Annotated in this window: 15 protein-coding genes; 10 read left to right on the top strand and 5 right to left on the bottom strand. The window is 53.8% G+C overall.

Annotated elements, in window-relative coordinates:
• Positions 1-9: 9 nt before the first annotated feature.
• Both BLO43_RS06540 and ilvD read right to left on the bottom strand, forming a co-directional pair.
• Complete coding sequence (locus BLO43_RS06540; RefSeq protein WP_090906384.1) at positions 10-2109, bottom strand: thioredoxin domain-containing protein; 2100 nt, start codon at positions 2107-2109, stop codon at positions 10-12.
• Positions 2110-2135: 26 nt separating this feature from the next.
• Positions 2136-3809, bottom strand: coding sequence for a dihydroxy-acid dehydratase (ilvD, locus tag BLO43_RS06535; RefSeq protein WP_090906383.1), 1674 nt, complete (start codon positions 3807-3809; stop codon positions 2136-2138).
• Positions 3810-4051: 242 nt separating this feature from the next.
• Between ilvD and lgt the strand changes: the two genes are divergently transcribed.
• The 7 genes from lgt to BLO43_RS06500 all read left to right on the top strand — a co-directional run bounded on the left by lgt (position 4052) and on the right by BLO43_RS06500 (position 8003).
• The gene (gene lgt, locus BLO43_RS06530) at positions 4052-4939 is read left to right on the top strand and encodes a prolipoprotein diacylglyceryl transferase (protein WP_090906382.1); all 888 of its coding nucleotides are present in this window, start codon (positions 4052-4054) and stop codon (positions 4937-4939) included.
• A gap of 7 nt (positions 4940-4946) precedes the next feature.
• Positions 4947-5543 carry a class I SAM-dependent methyltransferase gene (locus tag BLO43_RS06525; protein ID WP_090906381.1) on the top strand — a complete coding sequence of 199 codons (597 nt, stop codon included), beginning with the start codon at positions 4947-4949 and terminating at the stop codon, positions 5541-5543.
• A gap of 74 nt (positions 5544-5617) precedes the next feature.
• Complete coding sequence (locus BLO43_RS06520; protein ID WP_090906380.1) at positions 5618-6259, top strand: SRPBCC family protein; 642 nt, start codon at positions 5618-5620, stop codon at positions 6257-6259.
• Positions 6260-6345: 86 nt separating this feature from the next.
• The gene (locus tag BLO43_RS06515) at positions 6346-6657 is read left to right on the top strand and encodes a putative quinol monooxygenase (RefSeq protein ID WP_090906379.1); all 312 of its coding nucleotides are present in this window, start codon (positions 6346-6348) and stop codon (positions 6655-6657) included.
• A 9-nt stretch (positions 6658-6666) separates the two neighbouring features.
• Positions 6667-6999: a YnfA family protein gene (locus BLO43_RS06510; RefSeq protein ID WP_090906378.1), complete on the top strand. Its 333-nt coding sequence runs from the start codon at positions 6667-6669 to the stop codon at positions 6997-6999.
• Between the two features lie 219 nt (positions 7000-7218).
• On the top strand, positions 7219-7560 hold the full coding sequence (locus BLO43_RS06505; protein WP_090906377.1) for a DUF4156 domain-containing protein: 342 nt from the start codon (positions 7219-7221) through the stop codon (positions 7558-7560).
• A gap of 74 nt (positions 7561-7634) precedes the next feature.
• Positions 7635-8003: a thiol-disulfide oxidoreductase DCC family protein gene (locus tag BLO43_RS06500; protein WP_090906376.1), complete on the top strand. Its 369-nt coding sequence runs from the start codon at positions 7635-7637 to the stop codon at positions 8001-8003.
• A 97-nt stretch (positions 8004-8100) separates the two neighbouring features.
• On the opposite strand, the gene recQ is transcribed toward BLO43_RS06500, so the two are convergent.
• The 3 genes from recQ to BLO43_RS06485 form a co-directional block, all read right to left on the bottom strand.
• On the bottom strand, positions 8101-9906 hold the full coding sequence (recQ, locus tag BLO43_RS06495; RefSeq protein ID WP_090906375.1) for a DNA helicase RecQ: 1806 nt from the start codon (positions 9904-9906) through the stop codon (positions 8101-8103).
• 87 nt (positions 9907-9993) lie between these two features.
• Positions 9994-11028 (bottom strand): dihydroorotase, encoded by a 1035-nt coding sequence (gene pyrC / locus BLO43_RS06490; RefSeq protein ID WP_090906374.1) that lies wholly within the window; start codon positions 11026-11028, stop codon positions 9994-9996.
• A gap of 52 nt (positions 11029-11080) precedes the next feature.
• Positions 11081-12259, bottom strand: a complete 1179-nt coding sequence (locus BLO43_RS06485; protein WP_090906373.1) for an NAD(P)/FAD-dependent oxidoreductase — start codon at positions 12257-12259, stop codon at positions 11081-11083.
• A gap of 301 nt (positions 12260-12560) precedes the next feature.
• Between BLO43_RS06485 and BLO43_RS06480 the strand changes: the two genes are divergently transcribed.
• The 3 genes from BLO43_RS06480 to aceE all read left to right on the top strand — a co-directional run bounded on the left by BLO43_RS06480 (position 12561) and on the right by aceE (position 16987).
• Entirely contained in the window at positions 12561-13217 is a 657-nt protein-coding gene (locus tag BLO43_RS06480) for a hypothetical protein (RefSeq protein ID WP_090906372.1), read from the top strand.
• Between the two features lie 188 nt (positions 13218-13405).
• Complete coding sequence (folD, locus tag BLO43_RS06475; RefSeq protein ID WP_090906371.1) at positions 13406-14272, top strand: bifunctional methylenetetrahydrofolate dehydrogenase/methenyltetrahydrofolate cyclohydrolase FolD; 867 nt, start codon at positions 13406-13408, stop codon at positions 14270-14272.
• Between the two features lie 45 nt (positions 14273-14317).
• Positions 14318-16987, top strand: coding sequence for a pyruvate dehydrogenase (acetyl-transferring), homodimeric type (gene aceE / locus BLO43_RS06470; RefSeq protein WP_090906370.1), 2670 nt, complete (start codon positions 14318-14320; stop codon positions 16985-16987).
• Positions 16988-17114 lie beyond the last annotated feature (127 nt).

Below are 17114 nucleotides of genomic sequence, written 5' to 3'. Positions count from 1 at the left end.
TTACTCCTTTTATCCGTTAATTATAGAAGAACCAATCTTACCTTGAATTTCACAGACGCGCAGCAATTCCTGCAAGTCGGAGATCTCCGGTAGGCATTTAACGCCTTGGCAGACCCAGGCGTTGACGGTGTTATCCCTTGCCGCCGGTTTATTCAGACCCGGCGGCAGCCCAAGAAGTTCCAACGGTACAGCAAATACCAAGGTGTACGGGGACCCGCACCCCAATGCTTTTTTCCATTCCGTCAAAGCAGGCGCCTGACCACGAAGTATAACAATTTGCGGGGGCGCGAGCGATTGTTCGAGGGTTACCAACAAACTGCAGCAGGTGCTGGCGTAGCGGGATAAGGTGAGGTAGAACAACCCCAAAGCACGTTCGGCGGCCTGTAAATAGCGAAATTCCCCGAGCAGATGCCCCAGCCGCTGAAGCGCATAAGTCGCCACGCCGTTACCCGAAGGCGTGGCGTTATCAAGACCCGGCTTGGGGCGATGTATCAATCTTTCATGGTCGTGGCTGGTAAAGAAAAACCCGCCCGCCTGTTTGTCCTCGAATTGCTCCAGCAGCACATCGGCCAGTGCAACGGCAAAATCCAGATCAACTTGACGAAACTCCGCCTGCATCAGTTCCAGCAAACCATCCAGCAGGAAGGCGTAATCGTCCAGATAGGCATTGAGATGCGCCTTGCCATCCTTGCAGGTTGCCAACAGGCGGTTATTTTTCCATAGCGTGGAACGAATAAAATCCACCGCAAGGGCTGCCGATTGAACCCAGTCGCCGCGTTCGAAGACACGGCCAGCACGTGCCATTCCTTTGATCATGAGCCCGTTCCAGCTGGTAAGAATTTTCTCGTCGCGGCCCGGATGTACGCGTAATTCGCGTTCAATAAAAAGTTTTCTGCGTGCTGATGCAAGTTTTTGCTGTGCTTCCTCATACTGGATGCCGATAGCCACAGCAGCTTCCGCAAGCGGCTGGGTGATCTCCAGATTCCAGTGTTTTTGCTCAAAGTTTGGGGTACGCAGGAGTCCGTAATAGGGTGCAACCACGGCATATTCTTCGGGTGGCAGAATCTGTGCTATTTGAGCGCGATCCCATACATAGAACTTGCCTTCCTCCTCTTCGGAATCGGCATCCAGTGTCGAGTAATAACCGCCTCCGCCTAGCATGTCTGTGCTTGCACTCACCGATGGTTGCATTTCCCGCATCACCCATTCAGCCGTTTCCTCCACCACCCGTTTGAATAATGGGTCTTGGGTGGCAAGCCAGACATCGGTGTAGAGCCGCAGCAACGGCCCGTTGTCATAAAGCATTTTTTCGAAATGTGGAATGCTCCAGTGCTGATCAGTGCTGTAGCGGCAGAAACCGCCGCCTAATTGATCGTAGATGCCGCCCTCTGCCATTTTCTTTAGGGTGTGCACCACCATGTGCAATGTCTCCGCATTGCCTGTGGCAAAGTAGCGGCGCACACAGAACTCCAGTTCCGTGGGATGAAGGAATTTCGGCACATCGCCGAAACCGCCGTTTACGGAGTCAAACCGGTCCTCTAACTCGGTCAGTGCCTGATCAAGCGGCTGTTCCGAAAACGCCGGGATTGCCAGGCTCGCCGACGGCAGCATATTGGCGAATGATCGCAACAGTGAGGCGCTCTGCCGCTCGATTTCTTCACCGCGGGCATAATAAGCCTCGGCGACGCGTGGCAATAGATCCAGGAAACCCGGTAAACCGTGGCGGGCTGCTTTAGGAAAATATGTGCCGCCGAAAAATGGTTTCTGGTCAGGTGTCAAAAACAGCGTCAGCGGCCAGCCGCCATGGCGCTGGGTTAGCATGTGAAGTGCGGTTTGATAAATCTGATCGAGATCAGGGCGTTCTTCGCGATCCACCTTGATATTGATGAAATGCTGGTTCATCGCTGTGGCAACTTCCGCATCTTCAAAAGATTCGTGTGCCATGACATGGCACCAGTGACAGGCCGAGTAACCAATGGAAAGCAATATCGGCTTATTCCCGGTGCGGGCCAGCGTCAGTGCCTCATCTCCCCAAGGATACCAGTCCACCGGGTTTTCCACATGTTGAAGCAGGTACGGACTGGTTTCGCCGGAGAGATGATTAGGCATGGGTTCCTGGTCAAGATAGGTTGCGATTAATCCGTCACCGCTCCCTGACTGGCTGTGGAAACCAATTTTGCGTATTTCGCCAGCACGCCCCGCGTATAACGCGGTTGGGGTTGCTTCCATTTGGCGCGGCGCTGCGCAATTTCTTCCTCTGAAACATTGAGTTGCAGCAGGCGCTGTTCGGCGTCTATGGTAACGGAATCTCCTTCCTGCACCAGCGCGATAGTTCCTCCCACAAACGCTTCGGGTGAGACATGGCCCACCACCATTCCGTAAGTGCCGCCCGAGAAGCGTCCGTCGGTGATAAGTCCCACCGAATCCCCGAGGCCTTCGCCGATGAGAGCGGAAGTGGGCGAAAGCATTTCACGCATGCCAGGGCCTCCCCTGGGTCCTTCATAGCGTATGACAACCACGTCACCGGGCTGGATTTGCCGCGCAAGTATTGCCGCCATGCAGGTTTCTTCCGACTCGAATACGCGTGCCGGGCCAGTGATTTTAGGCGTTTTCACGCCGGTAATCTTGGCGACGCAACCCTCAGTTGAGAGATTGCCTTTGAGTATGGCGAGGTGACCCTGCGCATACATGGGATTTTCCCATTGCCGGATTACATCCTGATCCTCGCGCGGCGTTGCGGGAATGTCATGCAATACCTCCGCCACGGTCTGGCCGCTTATGGTGATGCAATCGCCATGCAGCAGACCATGTTCAAGCAACATCTTCATTACCTGGGGAACGCCTCCTGCCTTGTGCAGATCGGTAGCCACGTAGCGGCCCGATGGCTTTAAATCACACAACACCGGTACTTTGCCGCGCATCCGTTCAAAATCATCGATAGTAAGATCCACCTCCGCCGCGTGGGCGATGGCGAGGAAATGCAATACCGCATTGGTCGAACCGCCGACCGCCATGATCACGGCAATCGCATTCTCGATGGATTTCCGGGTGATGATGTCACGCGGACGGATCTGCGCCCTGATTGCATCAACCAGTACTTCCGCGGAGCGGGCGGCACTCACACGCTTCTCGTCATCCTCCGCCGCCATGGTGGAAGAGTAAGGCAGACTCATCCCTATCGCTTCAAATGCCGACGACATGGTATTGGCGGTAAACATGCCGCCGCAGGAGCCAGCTCCCGGACAGGCATGGCGTTCTACCTCAAGTAATTCCTTCTCGTCGATCTTGTGCGCCGTATACTGACCGACCGCTTCGAAGGCGCTGACGATGGTCAGATCCCTTCCCTTATAGCGGCCAGGCTTGATGGTGCCGCCGTAGACGAAAATGGCCGGGACATTCATTCGTGCCATCGCGATCATCGCACCCGGCATGTTCTTGTCACAGCCACCGATCGCAATGACCCCGTCCATACTTTCCCCCTGTACTGCGGTTTCAATCGAATCTGCAATCACTTCGCGAGATACCAGCGAATACTTCATGCCTTCCGTACCCATCGAGATACCGTCGGATATGGTGATGGTGCCAAACATCTGTGGCATTGCACCCGATTCCTTCAATGCGCTCTCGGCACTTATGGCCAGCTCATTCAATCCCTTATTGCAGGGTGTGATAGTGGAGAAGCCATTGGCCACGCCGACGATGGGTTTGTCGAAATCCTTGTCATTGAAACCCACTGCCCGCAGCATGGCACGATTGGGGGAACGCTGCGCGCCCTGGGTGATGGCTTGGCTGCGTTTGTTGTCTGGCATGAAAACTCCTAGAGAAAGTTGAAAAACCGGAAAATCTTTAAATCACAGGGCACGCAGCGGCACCTCGAGTTTTGAACCGTAATATCAGAAAGAAGGAAAGATGAGACTAGTACAAATTATATCTTTGTTCGATTTTCTTACATGAACGGCATGAAGGAATCCCTCTGTCGAGCCCGCGTGGAACTTATTCAGAGGTTCCTTAACGTATAATCCATCATTTTACCGCAAAAAAGCTGAACCCTATGCTCGTTCACCCGCAGTTCGACCCTGTCGCCATCTACCTTGGGCCCCTTGCCGTCCGGTGGTACGGGCTCATGTACCTCCTGGGATTTGCGCAGTTCATACTGCTCGGGCGTTATCGTATCAAGCGCCACCCTGAGAGGGCATTCACCAACAGCATGCTCGACGATATGCTGTTTTACGGCGTCTTGGGGGTGATACTGGGCGGTCGTCTGGGGTATGTGATATTTTATCAGCCCAGCTACTTCCTGGCGCATCCGCTGGAAATCTTTGCTGTGTGGCAGGGGGGGATGTCGTTTCATGGCGGTTTTCTTGGCGTGATAACCGCGATGGCGCTGATAGCCCGAAAATATAAACTGCGCTGGCTGGCCGTCACCGATTTTATCGCGCCGCTGGTGCCGTTAGGGCTGGGGGCGGGCCGTCTCGGTAATTTCATCAATGCGGAGTTGTGGGGACGCCCCACCGACGTGCCCTGGGGCGTGATTTTTCCTCATGTGGACGACCTTTCCCGCCATCCTTCCCAGCTCTATGAGTTTGCGCTGGAAGGACTGGCATTCTTTGCATTGATGTGGATTTATTCCGCCAAACCGCGGCCGGTAGCCGCAGTTTCCGGTATGTTCCTGATCGGATATGGAGTGTTTCGTTCGTTTGCGGAGTTTTATCGTGAACCGGATAATGGCTTTCTGGGTGTGCTGACGCTGGGTATCAGCATGGGGCAATGGCTGTCGCTACCGATGATTGTGGCAGGCGCCGGTATGCTGGTTTGGGCTTACCAGGCGCAGCGAAGCATGTCGCCCGGTTTGGAGCCGGCGGCTAAACTAATTAGGCCGGATAAGCCGGATAAATCGAATAAGCCGGAGCGAAAGAAGGGCGGACGAAGCCTGAAGTAAGATTCTCATGTCCCTGCGTCATTCCTACACGATTATTGCTCCACTTTATGACGCTTTGCTCGAGACGGCGGGTACGGGAGTGCGCGCGGCAAGCCTCGGTCAACTGCCGCAACAAGGCGATCTCAATGTCCTCATCAGTGGCATCGGCTCCGGCCTGGATTTGCCTTATCTCCCCTCATGCCATCGTTATACAGGCCTGGATCTGACCGCCGCCATGCTACGCCGCGCAAAATCCCGCACCGGAAGCCTGCGCATGAACCTGATTCAGGGCAACAGTATGTCACTACCGTTTACGGATGGATACTTCGATCACGTGGTGCTGCATCTGATTCTCGCGATCGTTCCCGATGCATCTGCCTGTTTGCGCGAAAGCGCTCGTGTGCTGAAACCCGGCGGAAGCGTACTGATACTCGACAAATTCCTCAAGCCGGGTGAAACCGCGTGGATCAGACGAACATTGAATCTGCTGTCACAGCATATCGTTACCCGGCTGGATGTGGTGTTCGAGGAGGTGCTGGCGGGCGTTCCGGAGCTGAAAGTGGAAGCGGATATGCCGGTGCTGGCCGGTGGATGGTTCCGTAATATCCGCTTGATCAAAAACTGATCTGGAATGCAGAATAGAAGTAGAATTCTTAACCCGGCGTCAAAATCATCAACCAGATATTTATCGAAAATCCCATGCGTCTCCTCGCCATTTCCGTTATCGTTGCCCTATTTGCTGCTTCATCCGTGCAGGCACTTGACATGAAAAGCCCTGGGGCGGATTGGACCGAAGCCTATCGCAAGGGCGAGCTTGTCATCTTTACCAAGGATGTGGAAGCGGGACGCAGAATTGTGGCAATTGCGGAAGTGAGTGCTCCGCCAGAGGTTGTTTTCAATGTCCTCACCGACTTTGATCACTACCCGGATTACATGCCTTACGTAAAGGAATCAAAGGTACTCAGCCGCATGGGTGATAGCGAGGTTGTCACTTACGCACGCATTGCACCGCCGTTCGTGAGCGAACGTGACTACCCCCTCAAGGTCAGGATGACACACGGCACACCGACGAACGGGGGTATGTTCAAGGTCGAATGGACTGCGAGTCCCGAAGCTCGGCCAGAAGTTGAGGGTGTCGTGCGCGTCAAACTCAACGAAGGCTCGTGGTTGGTTGAACCGCTTCAGGATGGCAAGCATACGCGGCTCACCTACACGTTGCTTACGAATCCCGGGGGCCTGATTCCGGTCTTTGTCGTGAATATGTCAAATACAATCGCAATCCCGGAGCTCTTTAAGGCTGTGGCAATACGCTCGGCCGAAAAAGCGGCTGCGGAGAAGTAAACGACTGTGCCAATTGGCGTTAGGTATTGCCTACGCTTCAGAGAGCCTGCAATTCCTGTGTATGGGTCATTAATAAGAGGTGATTCATGGCAAATAATACAGTGAAAGTCGTAGCAAGAATAACCGCACAGCCTGATAAGATTGAGGAAGTAGAATCCCTCCTGCTGGGTCTGGTGGGAGGCACACGCAAGGAAAGTGGCTGTATCAGCTATCAGCTTCTCCAAAATAAAACTGACCCCAGCGATTTTACCTTCGTGGAAGAATGGGAAAGCGATTCCGCTATCGATACTCATTTTATAACACCGCATATGCGAAATGCTTTTTTAAAGGCTGGGCCACTGCTCGCAAAAGAGCCCGATATACGCAGGTATCTTGTTATAAGCAGCGTGGAAAGCTGACAAAGAAACATGTTTGAGTTAAAAACCCTTTTTCTTTTCATGGCTACCGCGATCGCCGAAATCGTCGGTTGCTATTTGCCTTATCTCTGGCTCAAGCAAGGCCAGAGCGCGTGGCTTCTTCTACCTGCTGCCGCGAGTCTCGCGTTGTTTGCATGGCTGCTCACACTCCATCCTACAGCGGCGGGCCGGACTTACGCCGCGTATGGGGGTGTCTACATTTTCGTGGCGGTGCTCTGGCTCTGGTCCGTCGAGGGTGTTAGGCCCACGGCCTGGGATTTGGCGGGTTCTCTGGTTGCGCTGGTGGGGATGGCCATTATCATGTTTGGTCCAAGACATGCATAGGGGAGTAAGCGAGTGCATTAATGTATTTGCCACCCCATAGATGTCGTAGTAGTCTGGCTGGGCTATCCATTTTGCCAAACCTGTCTTATGACAATTGGTTGACATGGTTGACATGGTTGGCATGATTGACATGATTGACTTAGGCGCTTGAAACCGTAGAATTCTCTTGGCATCCGCCTTTTAAACGAAACATGGAAGGTTTTCATAGGAGAAAGATAGATGGTCGCGAAAATGACTGCTGCATTGTCAGTACTCCTTCTTGTTGGCTGTTCGGCGACTTCAACAACGCGGGAAGGAAAAGCCGTTGAACTTGTGACTGTGAAACCCTCTGGTAACTGTAAGCCGCTTGGTGACGTCGTTGGCTCCCAGGGTAATTGGATTACAGGCGACTACACATCCAATAAAAATCTGCTCATCGGAGCCAGAAATGACCTGCGCAACCAGGCGGCCGAAATGGGAGGAAACTTCGTGTGGGTACAAGATTCGAATAATACCAACGCATGGCGTAGTACAGGCACTACAAACACCACAGTCCTGGGTGTTGTCTATCGCTGTGAGTAATATCTGCCTGAGACTTGCGTTTAAACCATTTAGGTTTATGGTTCCATCTGAATTGAATATGCGAGAACCGCAACATGTCCAGCAAGGTTTACTACAACAGCGCATGCCCGGTTTGCAATGCGGGAATTAAAGATCAGCGCCAACGCATGGAAGCGTGCGGCATTAAGGATATCGAGTGGGTCGATGTGGACGCGCATCCAGAGGCCGTGTCGGAGGTGGGCGCTTCCTTGGAACAGGTACGGGAGCGGTTGTATGTTAAAGACGCCGATGGCGAGCTCAATATCGGAGCGGATGCATTCACGCGACTATGGTCAGAAACACCCAGCCAGCGCTGGCTGGCAAGCCTGTTGCGATTACCCGTCCTCAAGCAGCTTACGCATCTGGCGTACAACGTCTTTGCCCGGCTGCTTTACCAGTGGAATCGCGCCAAGAGACACTGGTAACGTTTGATCAAGTGCTTCGCGAAGCGCGCGCTGTCAACGTGGCAGGAATCGTAGACGTAAATAAGAGGACGGTGTGGCGCTTCCTGTTTCACTCCTGTCAGGTGCAAAGAATCTCGAGCAGGTCGTCGCCGTAGCTCTCCAGTTTACGCGCACCCATACCGGGTACCTGACGCAGTTCGTTTTCTGTCCGTGGATGCAGGCGCACCAGTTCCGCCAGCGTTGCATCATGAAACACCACATAAGCGGGAACGCTGTGCTTCTTTGCAACCTCAGTGCGCCATGCGCGCAGGCGTGCCCATAGTGCACGAGCCGCCGGATCAAGCATGGCAAGCTTGTCCTCGCGCACAGCCGTAGTCTTGGCTGTGGTCTTTTTGCGCTCCGGCTGCAGGCGCAGAGACACCGTTTGACTTCCGTTCAGCACTGTGCGGCTGGCTGCGGTGAGGCGCAGCGAACCATGACCCTCACTGTCCGCGGTGAGCAAGCCGAGCGCCGCCAGTTGGCGGAATACTGCGCGCCAGGCCTTATCGTCCAATTCCTTGCCAATACCGAAGGTGCTGACCTTGGTGTGACCCCATTGCGTCACGCGCCCGGTCTCATTGCCGCGCAGCACGTCGATCAGATGCCCGGCACCGAAGCGCTGACCAGTACGGAAGGCGCAAGACAACGCCTTTTGTGCCGCTACCGTGCCGTCCCACACTTGCGGCGGATTAAGACAGACATCGCAATTACCGCAAGCGATACTGGCTGCGGCTTCGCCAAAATACTCCAGGAGGCGCGCGCGGCGGCAGGTGGTGGCCTCGCACAGCGCCAGCAGCGCATCGAGTTTGGTTGAGGCTACTCGTTTAAACTGCGCGTCTGCCTCGGAACCTTCAATCATGCGTCGTTGCTGTACCACATCACCCAAACCATAAGCCATCCATGCGTTGGCCGCTTGACCGTCGCGGCCAGCGCGGCCGGTTTCCTGGTAATAGCCTTCCACACTTTTGGGCAGGTCGAGATGCGCGACGAAGCGTACGTCCGGCTTGTCTATGCCCATACCGAACGCGATAGTGGCGACCATTACGATGCCATCTTCGCGCAGAAATTTTTCCTGGTTACGGCTGCGATCTTCCGTGCTCATGCCGGCGTGATACGCAAGCGCGCGTACGCCTTTTTCGACCAGCCATGCCGCCGTTTCTTCGACTTTCTTGCGCGATAGACAATAAACAATACCGGCGTCGCCATCATGTTCCGCATGGATAAAAGTAAGCAATTGCACCTTTCCGTTCACCTTGTCCACGATCTGGTAACGAATATTGGGACGGTCGAAACTGGAAATGAAAATCTGCGCACCATTGAGGCCAAGGCGCTCAACGATTTCCCTCCGCGTCACGCTATCCGCAGTTGCCGTCAATGCGATGCGCGGTACACGGGGAAATCGCTCATGCAGAATCGAGAGCTGGATGTATTCGGGGCGGAAGTCATGCCCCCATTGCGACACGCAGTGCGCCTCATCAATGGCGAACAGCGAAAGCGGTGCGCGCGCCAGAAGATCGAGAAAGCGCGGCGTCAGCAATCTCTCGGGCGCCACATACACCAGATCGTATGCACCCGAAAGCATGCCGCATTCGACCGCCGTGGCTTCCATTTGTGACAAGGAAGAATTGAGAAATGCAGCGCGCACTCCGGCTTCATGTAACGCCGCGACCTGATTCTGCATGAGCGCAATCAGCGGCGAAACCACCACCGCGACGCCGTCGCGCAATAACGCCGGAATCTGGTAACACAACGATTTGCCACCCCCGGTCGGCATCAGCACCAGGCAATCGCCACCCCCGGCCACATGCGTGATTACCTCAGCCTGCCGTCCGCGAAAAGCAGGATAGCCGAAGATGTCTTTGAGAAGAGCTAGAGCATGGGACATCTCAAGGAATTTGAAAAATTGTCACGCTAATCCAGAACGAATTTACAGAAAGTTTGAAGTTACCCTGCTTGGGTGTCATACGATACATCAATTCATTATTTTCCAGGCCACGCTTTCCCCCGCCCGTAATGGAATCAATATGTCATCCGCAAATTTCAGATTTGCCGGCACGGACCAATTTTCTTTTTTCAGTGTAATGCTCTCCTTGTTGCGAGGCAGTTGATAGAAGTCGGCACCATGAAAACTGGCAAAGGCTTCAAGTTTATCCAGCGCATTGGCTTGTTCAAAAGCTTCCGCATACAGTTCAATCGCCGCGTGTGCGGTATAAATGCCTGCGCAGCCGCAGGCTGTTTCCTTGGTGGATCGGGAATGCGGCGCGCTGTCGGTGCCGAGAAAAAATTTCGGGTTGCCGCTGGTGGCGGCCTCGATCAGCGTACGGCGATGCGTTTCGCGCTTCAGTACCGGAAGGCAATAGTGGTGCGGCCGGATACCTCCCTGAAACAGCGCGTTGCGATTGAGCAGCAGGTGATGGGCAGTAATGGTGGCGGCAATATAACTTGAAGCGTCCCTGACGAATTCCACCGCTTCCCGCGTGGTGATGTGCTCGAATACGATCCGCAATCGCGGGAAGCGTTCCGTGAGGGGGATCAGCACTCTTTCCAGAAATATTTTTTCCTTGTCGAACACGTCCACTTCAGGATCAGTGACTTCACCATGCACTAGCAGCGGCATGCCCACTTGTTCCATCGTTTCAAGCGTAGTGTAGCACTTGGCAATATCGGTAACGCCCGCTGCGGAATTTGTGGTGGCGCCAGCGGGATAATACTTTACGGCCTGTATTGCCCCGCTTCTCCTGGCCTCGATAATTTCCGCGGGCGCGGTGTTATCAGTAAGGTATAGCGTCATCAGCGGCTCGAAGCGCATTCCTTGAGGCAAAGCGGCAAAAATACGCTCACGGTATGCCAATGCCATACCGGTCGTCACTGCCGGTGGCTTGAGGTTTGGCATGACGATGGCACGGGCGAAGCGCCGCGCGGTGTCCGGCAGCACTGCGCGCATCTGCTCTCCGTCGCGCAGGTGGAGGTGCCAGTCGTCCGGGCGAATGAGGGTTAACGTTATCAAGGGGATGTGTGGCAGGGTTGTCGCCCAATGACTCTTCAAGTCCCGCAGGCTGCTAGTCCGTAATTCTTCCCTCCAGCGTCGCGCGCGAGTGCGTAGCTTTTTCCGCAATTAACTGGGTGGCGGCGGCAACTTGTCCCCACGTATTCCAGAGCAGGACACCGCGCACCTGCTCATCGCGTAAATAGTAAATCACGCCTTTGCGGAAGGGTTCTTTCCAGTCTTCGATAATATCGAGGCTGGCATCCAGCTCTCCCACCGCTTCGTAACCCAGGTCAAACAGATCAGAATAAAAGAAGGGCTGGTGACGATAACTGTCCGATTGTCCCGCCATATTTCTGCCTGCCATCTCGCCCATGACATTAGCGTTGTCCTCATGTTCCACGCGTACACGTTTATCCAACACGGCGCTATGGAAGTTTGCCACATCGCCTGCCGCATAGATGTCGGGATTGCTCGTGCGCAGTTGCTCGTCCACGACGATACCGTTGTCCACCGCAAGTCCGGCCTGAACGGCCAAGTCGGTGTTGGGCAGAATGCCCAGTCCGGCCACAACTCCATCAGCGGAGATCTCCGCGCCATTCCCTGTGATCACAATAGTCTTGTCACCCGCAGTCCGCACAGATTTGACGGTTTCCGATGCGAGTATGGTTACCCCTTTTTCGCGATAATAGGAATTTATGAATTCAACCAGAGGCCTCGGATAAACGCGCGCGCCGATACCATTTTCCGGGAAAATCATTGTGACCCGTTTGCCGTTCATTGCCAGCGCCGCGCCGATTTCGGAACCGATGAAACCCCCGCCGATCACAACAAAATCCGAACCCCGTTCACTCAATTCACGCAGCTTGCGATAGTCGTCGGCAGTTCTGAAATAGATGATGCTCTCGCCGAAATCGGGAAAGCGCCGTACCGAACCCCCGGTGGCGAGTAAAAGCTTTTCATAGGTATAAACGTTACCGGCATCGTCGGTCGCCGTTTTTTTTGATGGATCGAGGCCGACAATTCTTTTGCTCAGATGTACTGCGACATTGAGGCCATGGGCGTTACGCCAGATGGATTCATACGGCGTATCCTTCCACAGCGACTTGGAAAGGGGTGGACGATCATAAGGCAGATGACGCTCCTCGCAAATCATGGCAATGGCGCCATCTTGATCGACTTTGCGGATACCGTGAACAGCGGAATCGGCGGTCATGCCGCCACCGACGATTAGGTACTTATGATGTTTCATGACAGTTTCCCTTTAGAGATACGCATCAGCGCATATTGAAGATTGACCAAATTATAATATTGCGAAGTTTTTCCCATGTCTGATTTGTGAAAAATGTTAAGGCGTTATCGCGGAACATCTGGATCTGGCTATCAAACAGTGCGGAATGGAACCGAAAATTCGCGCCATTGCGGTTAAAGCGCTATCGCCACACTGGACGACTCAGTTTTTTTCAACGGGCCCTATACCAGTATAGCCAGTATATAATGGGTTCCTCTACAAATTCAAAGTTAGGGCCGGGCATAGCCCCATAATTACGACAATGAATGACACGAAAACTGACGCGGAAACGACTGGGATTGATATCTGCGTACAACATGCGCGAGGGATACTGGCTTCCCAGCTTGCAATAATTAAGGACAAGGGATATGACTTTGCGCCGCAGTTCAGGCAAATGACAATTCAGCTGTACCTGCTGGGTGTCATGTGGCGCCGCGGCGAGAGCCTCAGCTTATCAACCAATGCACGTGACCATGCTTTTACAGCACTTCAAGCAATGCTTATCAGCGACGGCATGAGCAAAAAGCAGGCTCAACAGCGAATCGTATTTCTGAAAAACATGTCTCGAACAGAAGATGGTGTCGACGCGCATGCCTTAACCATGGGCTACAAGGCTGAGCCGAATGATGATAGTCTGGCACTGGTTTTTGATGGGTATCGGGACGAGATAAGGGTTTCTGGCTCACTGTGGCGTTTTTACGAGCGTGGCAAAAAAATCATGTTTATCGGTGGTGCGGCAGCAGCCTTTGTAACGGTTTGGGCAGTGACGATCTTCCTTCCAAAAACTGATGGAATTGATGTGCTGGCGGCAGGACTCTTGGCGGCTACCCTGGTTGTTATTCCGACATTCTTGATTGGGTTATTGATTTATAAGTCAAAAATTAAAAAATCAGAACTGACTAGTTCGCCTCCCCCGTGATCGCGGAGAACGCCCCGACTATGGGATTGCTCGTGGTTTACTCATGGTCAGCGCCGCAGTTTGGTCGCTGTTTGCATGTGCATCCCTAGACGCCGTCATGATAAGTCGTTCGGAGGGTGAAGGCCTCAAGCGGACAACGTATAATCGTCCTTGTATCAATCCCGCAATATTGTTGATTCGAGCAGATAATGAGTGCCACAATCATGGATGGCAATGCGTTAGCCAGAGAAGTGCGGGCCGAATGGAAGATTCGGGCCGAGCGCTTAACGGAAAATGGCGTGCAGCCGGGGTTGGCTGTGGTCATTGTGGGCGACAATCCGGCTTCGAGCATCTATGTGCGAAACAAGGCCAAGGCTTGCAGCGAGACTGGAATCTATTCGGAAATACATGCATTCCCGGAAAGGGCGAGCCAGGACGAGGTGATACAGCGCATTCAGGAACTGAACAGGAACCCGAAGATCCACGGTATTCTGGTGCAACTGCCGCTACCTCGGCATTTCGAGAGCAGCAAGATCATTGCATCCATCGCGGTGGAAAAAGATGCGGATGGATTCCATCTTTACAATGTCGGCGCATTGGTTACCGGCAATACGGTTTTTCCGCCTTGTACTCCCTATGGTGTAATGAAAATGCTGGAAAAATGTGGCATTTCGGTTGAGGGCAAGCATGCGGTGGTGGTTGGCCGCAGCAACATCGTCGGTAAGCCGATGGCGCTCATGCTGTTGCAACACGGGGCAACCGTCACAATCTGCACATCAAAGACACTTGATCTGACCGAGCACACGAAACGGGCCGACATTCTGGTGGTGGCCGTTGGAAAGCCGCGCATGATCACCGCCGGCATGGTGAAGTCAGGTGCAACGATAATAGATGTCGGCATCAATCGCATGCCTGACGGTAAGCTTGCGGGTGATGTGGATTTTGAAACGGTCAAGGAGAAAGCGGGTCACATCACGCCTGTGCCGGGCGGAGTGGGGCCAATGACCATCACCATGTTGCTGTGTAATACCATAGCGGCTGCGGAACGCGCCCAAACCATTCAGGCAAGGGTTTAGCCGCAGCGTAATACGGTAAAGCCTCCAACATATGCGAGATGAAACATGGAACCCATACCAGACATAGATCCAACTGAAACAAAGGAATGGCTCGACGCGCTGGAATCCGTACTCACACACGAGGGGACGGAACGGGCGCATTATCTGCTGGAAAGACTGGTGGAGAAGGCCCGCCGTTCCGGCGCATATCTGCCTTATAGCGCCACCACCGCCTATATCAACACGATTCCCCCCGGCAAGGAGGACCGCTCGCCCGGTAATCATGCGCTGGAGCACCGTATCCGTTCCTATGTGCGCTGGAACTCCCTGGCGATGGTGCTGCGCGCCAACAAACATTCCAATGTTGGCGGCCATATTGCCAGCTTTGCATCTGCCGCGACACTCTACGACGTAGGCTACAATCACTTCTGGCATGCACGCTCCAAGGATCATGGTGGTGACCTGATATTCGCCCAGGGGCATTCCTCCCCCGGTCTTTATGCCTATGCTTTTCTGCTGGGGGAATTGTCGGAGGAACAACTCGACAATTTCCGCCAGGAGGTTGACGGGAAGGGCATATCCTCTTATCCGCATCCATGGCTGATGCCTGATTTCTGGCAGTTCCCGACGGTTTCAATGGGGCTGGGGCCATTAATGGCAATCTATCAGGCGCGTTTCATGAAATATCTGGACAGCCGGGGGCTGGTCCAGACCAAGGGACGCAAGGTCTGGGCTTTTCTGGGCGACGGTGAAATGGATGAACCGGAATCCCTGGGCGCGATTTCGCTTGCTTCGCGGGAAAATCTGGACAATCTGATTTTTGTCGTCAACTGCAATCTTCAGCGCCTTGATGGCCCAGTGCGTGGCAATGGCAAGATTATCCAGGAGCTGGAAGCTGCTTTTCGCGGTTCCGGCTGGAACGTCATCAAGGTAATCTGGGGCTCCTACTGGGATTCCTTGTTGGCCAAGGATACCAAGGGCCTGTTGCAGCAACGTATGATGGAATGCGTGGATGGTGAATACCAGAATTTCAAGTCCCGAGACGGTGCCTACGTGCGCGAACACTTCTTCGGCAAATATCCGGAATTGCTGGAAATGGTCGCTAACATGTCGGACGATGATATCTGGCGTTTGAACCGCGGGGGTCACGATCCGCATAAGGTCTACGCTGCTTACACCGCCGCTGCCAGGCACACTGGACAGCCGACTGTGATACTTGCCAAAACCATCAAGGGTTATGGTATGGGTGAGGCGGGCGAAGCGCAGAACATCACCCATCAGCAGAAAAAAATGGGCACGACGTCGCTGAAAGCATTTCGTAACCGTTTCGGGTTGCCCATTGCGGATGACAAAATAGACGACGTACCGTATCTGAAATTTGACAAAGACTCCCCCGAGTTCGTCTATATGCAGCAGCGGCGGCAGGCGCTGGGTGGATTCATCCATCGCCGCCAGCGTAAAGCCGAGGCGCTGCCGATACCGCCGTTATCCGCGTTCGATACATTGCTCAAGGCAAGCGGCGAGGGAAGGGAATCCTCCACGACCATGGCGTTTGTGCGTATCCTCAATATTCTCGTGAAAGACAAGAATATAGGCAAACATGTGGTACCGATCGTTGCGGATGAGTCGCGTACTTTTGGCATGGAAGGCATGTTCCGGCAGTTGGGCATCTGGTCGTCAACAGGACAGCTCTACACGCCGCAAGATGCCGATCAGTTGATGTATTACAAAGAAGACAAGAGCGGTCAGATTCTGCAGGAAGGTATCAACGAAGCAGGTGCCATGTCATCATGGATGGCCGTCGCTACGGCCTACAGCACTCACGGTGTGCAGATGATCCCGTTCTACATTTTCTACTCCATGTTCGGCTTTCAGCGCATCGGTGACCTGGCCTGGGCAGCGGGAGATATGCGCTGCCGTGGATTTTTATTGGGAGGCACGGCCGGACGCACAACACTGAATGGAGAAGGATTGCAGCATGAAGACGGTCATAGCCATCTGTCCGCATCGACCATTCCCAATTGTATATCCTACGATCCCACATTTGCGTATGAGCTCGCGGTTATTATCCAGGATGGGTTGCGCCGCATGTATGACACGCAGGAAGACGTTTATTACTACATTACCGTGATGAACGAAAATTACCCGCATCCGGAAATGCCAGTGAATGCGGAACAAGGTATATTGAAAGGCATGTACCTGTTCCGGACAGGGAATCGGACAGGGGGGGAGTATTCCGGGTTGCGGGTGCAATTGCTCGGTTCCGGCACCATTTTGCGCGAAGTTATCGCGGCGGCAGAAATACTGGAGAAGGAGTATGGCATTGCCGCCGACATTTGGAGTGTTACCAGCTTTAACGAATTGAGGCGTGAAGCGCTGGACGTAACGCGCTGGAACATGCTGCATCCCGCCGAGCCGGCAAAGTTATCTTATGTGGGATCATGTTTCAAAGATCATGAGGGACCTGTGGTGGCGGCCACGGACTATATGAAAATATTCGCCGATCAGATACGTGAATTTGTGCCGGGGCGCTATAAAGTGTTGGGTACGGACGGTTTTGGCCGTTCCGATACACGTGAGAAACTGCGCCGATTCTTCGAAGTGGATCGCTATTACGTCACCGTGGCTGCGCTCAAGGCATTGGCCGAGGAAGGTAAAATACCGGCGGAAGAGGTGGCGCGAGCGATAGGCAAGTTCGGCATTGATCCGGACAAGCCAAACCCAGTGACTGTATGAGCGAACGTATGCGTGAATGGATGCTTGCCCCAAGACACATAGAGGTGCGTACCTCGGTCGGCCGTGATTTATTATCAGTGCGGGTCACGAAACTGCTGGATTGCGCGCCGCCAATCCTTATTTCCAA

Source organism: Nitrosospira sp. Nsp13, from assembly GCF_900101945.1.
GTDB classification, from domain to species: domain Bacteria; phylum Pseudomonadota; class Gammaproteobacteria; order Burkholderiales; family Nitrosomonadaceae; genus Nitrosospira; species Nitrosospira multiformis_D.
Note: the sequence above shows the minus strand (reverse complement) of the source record. Positions and strands in the feature narration are given on the sequence as shown.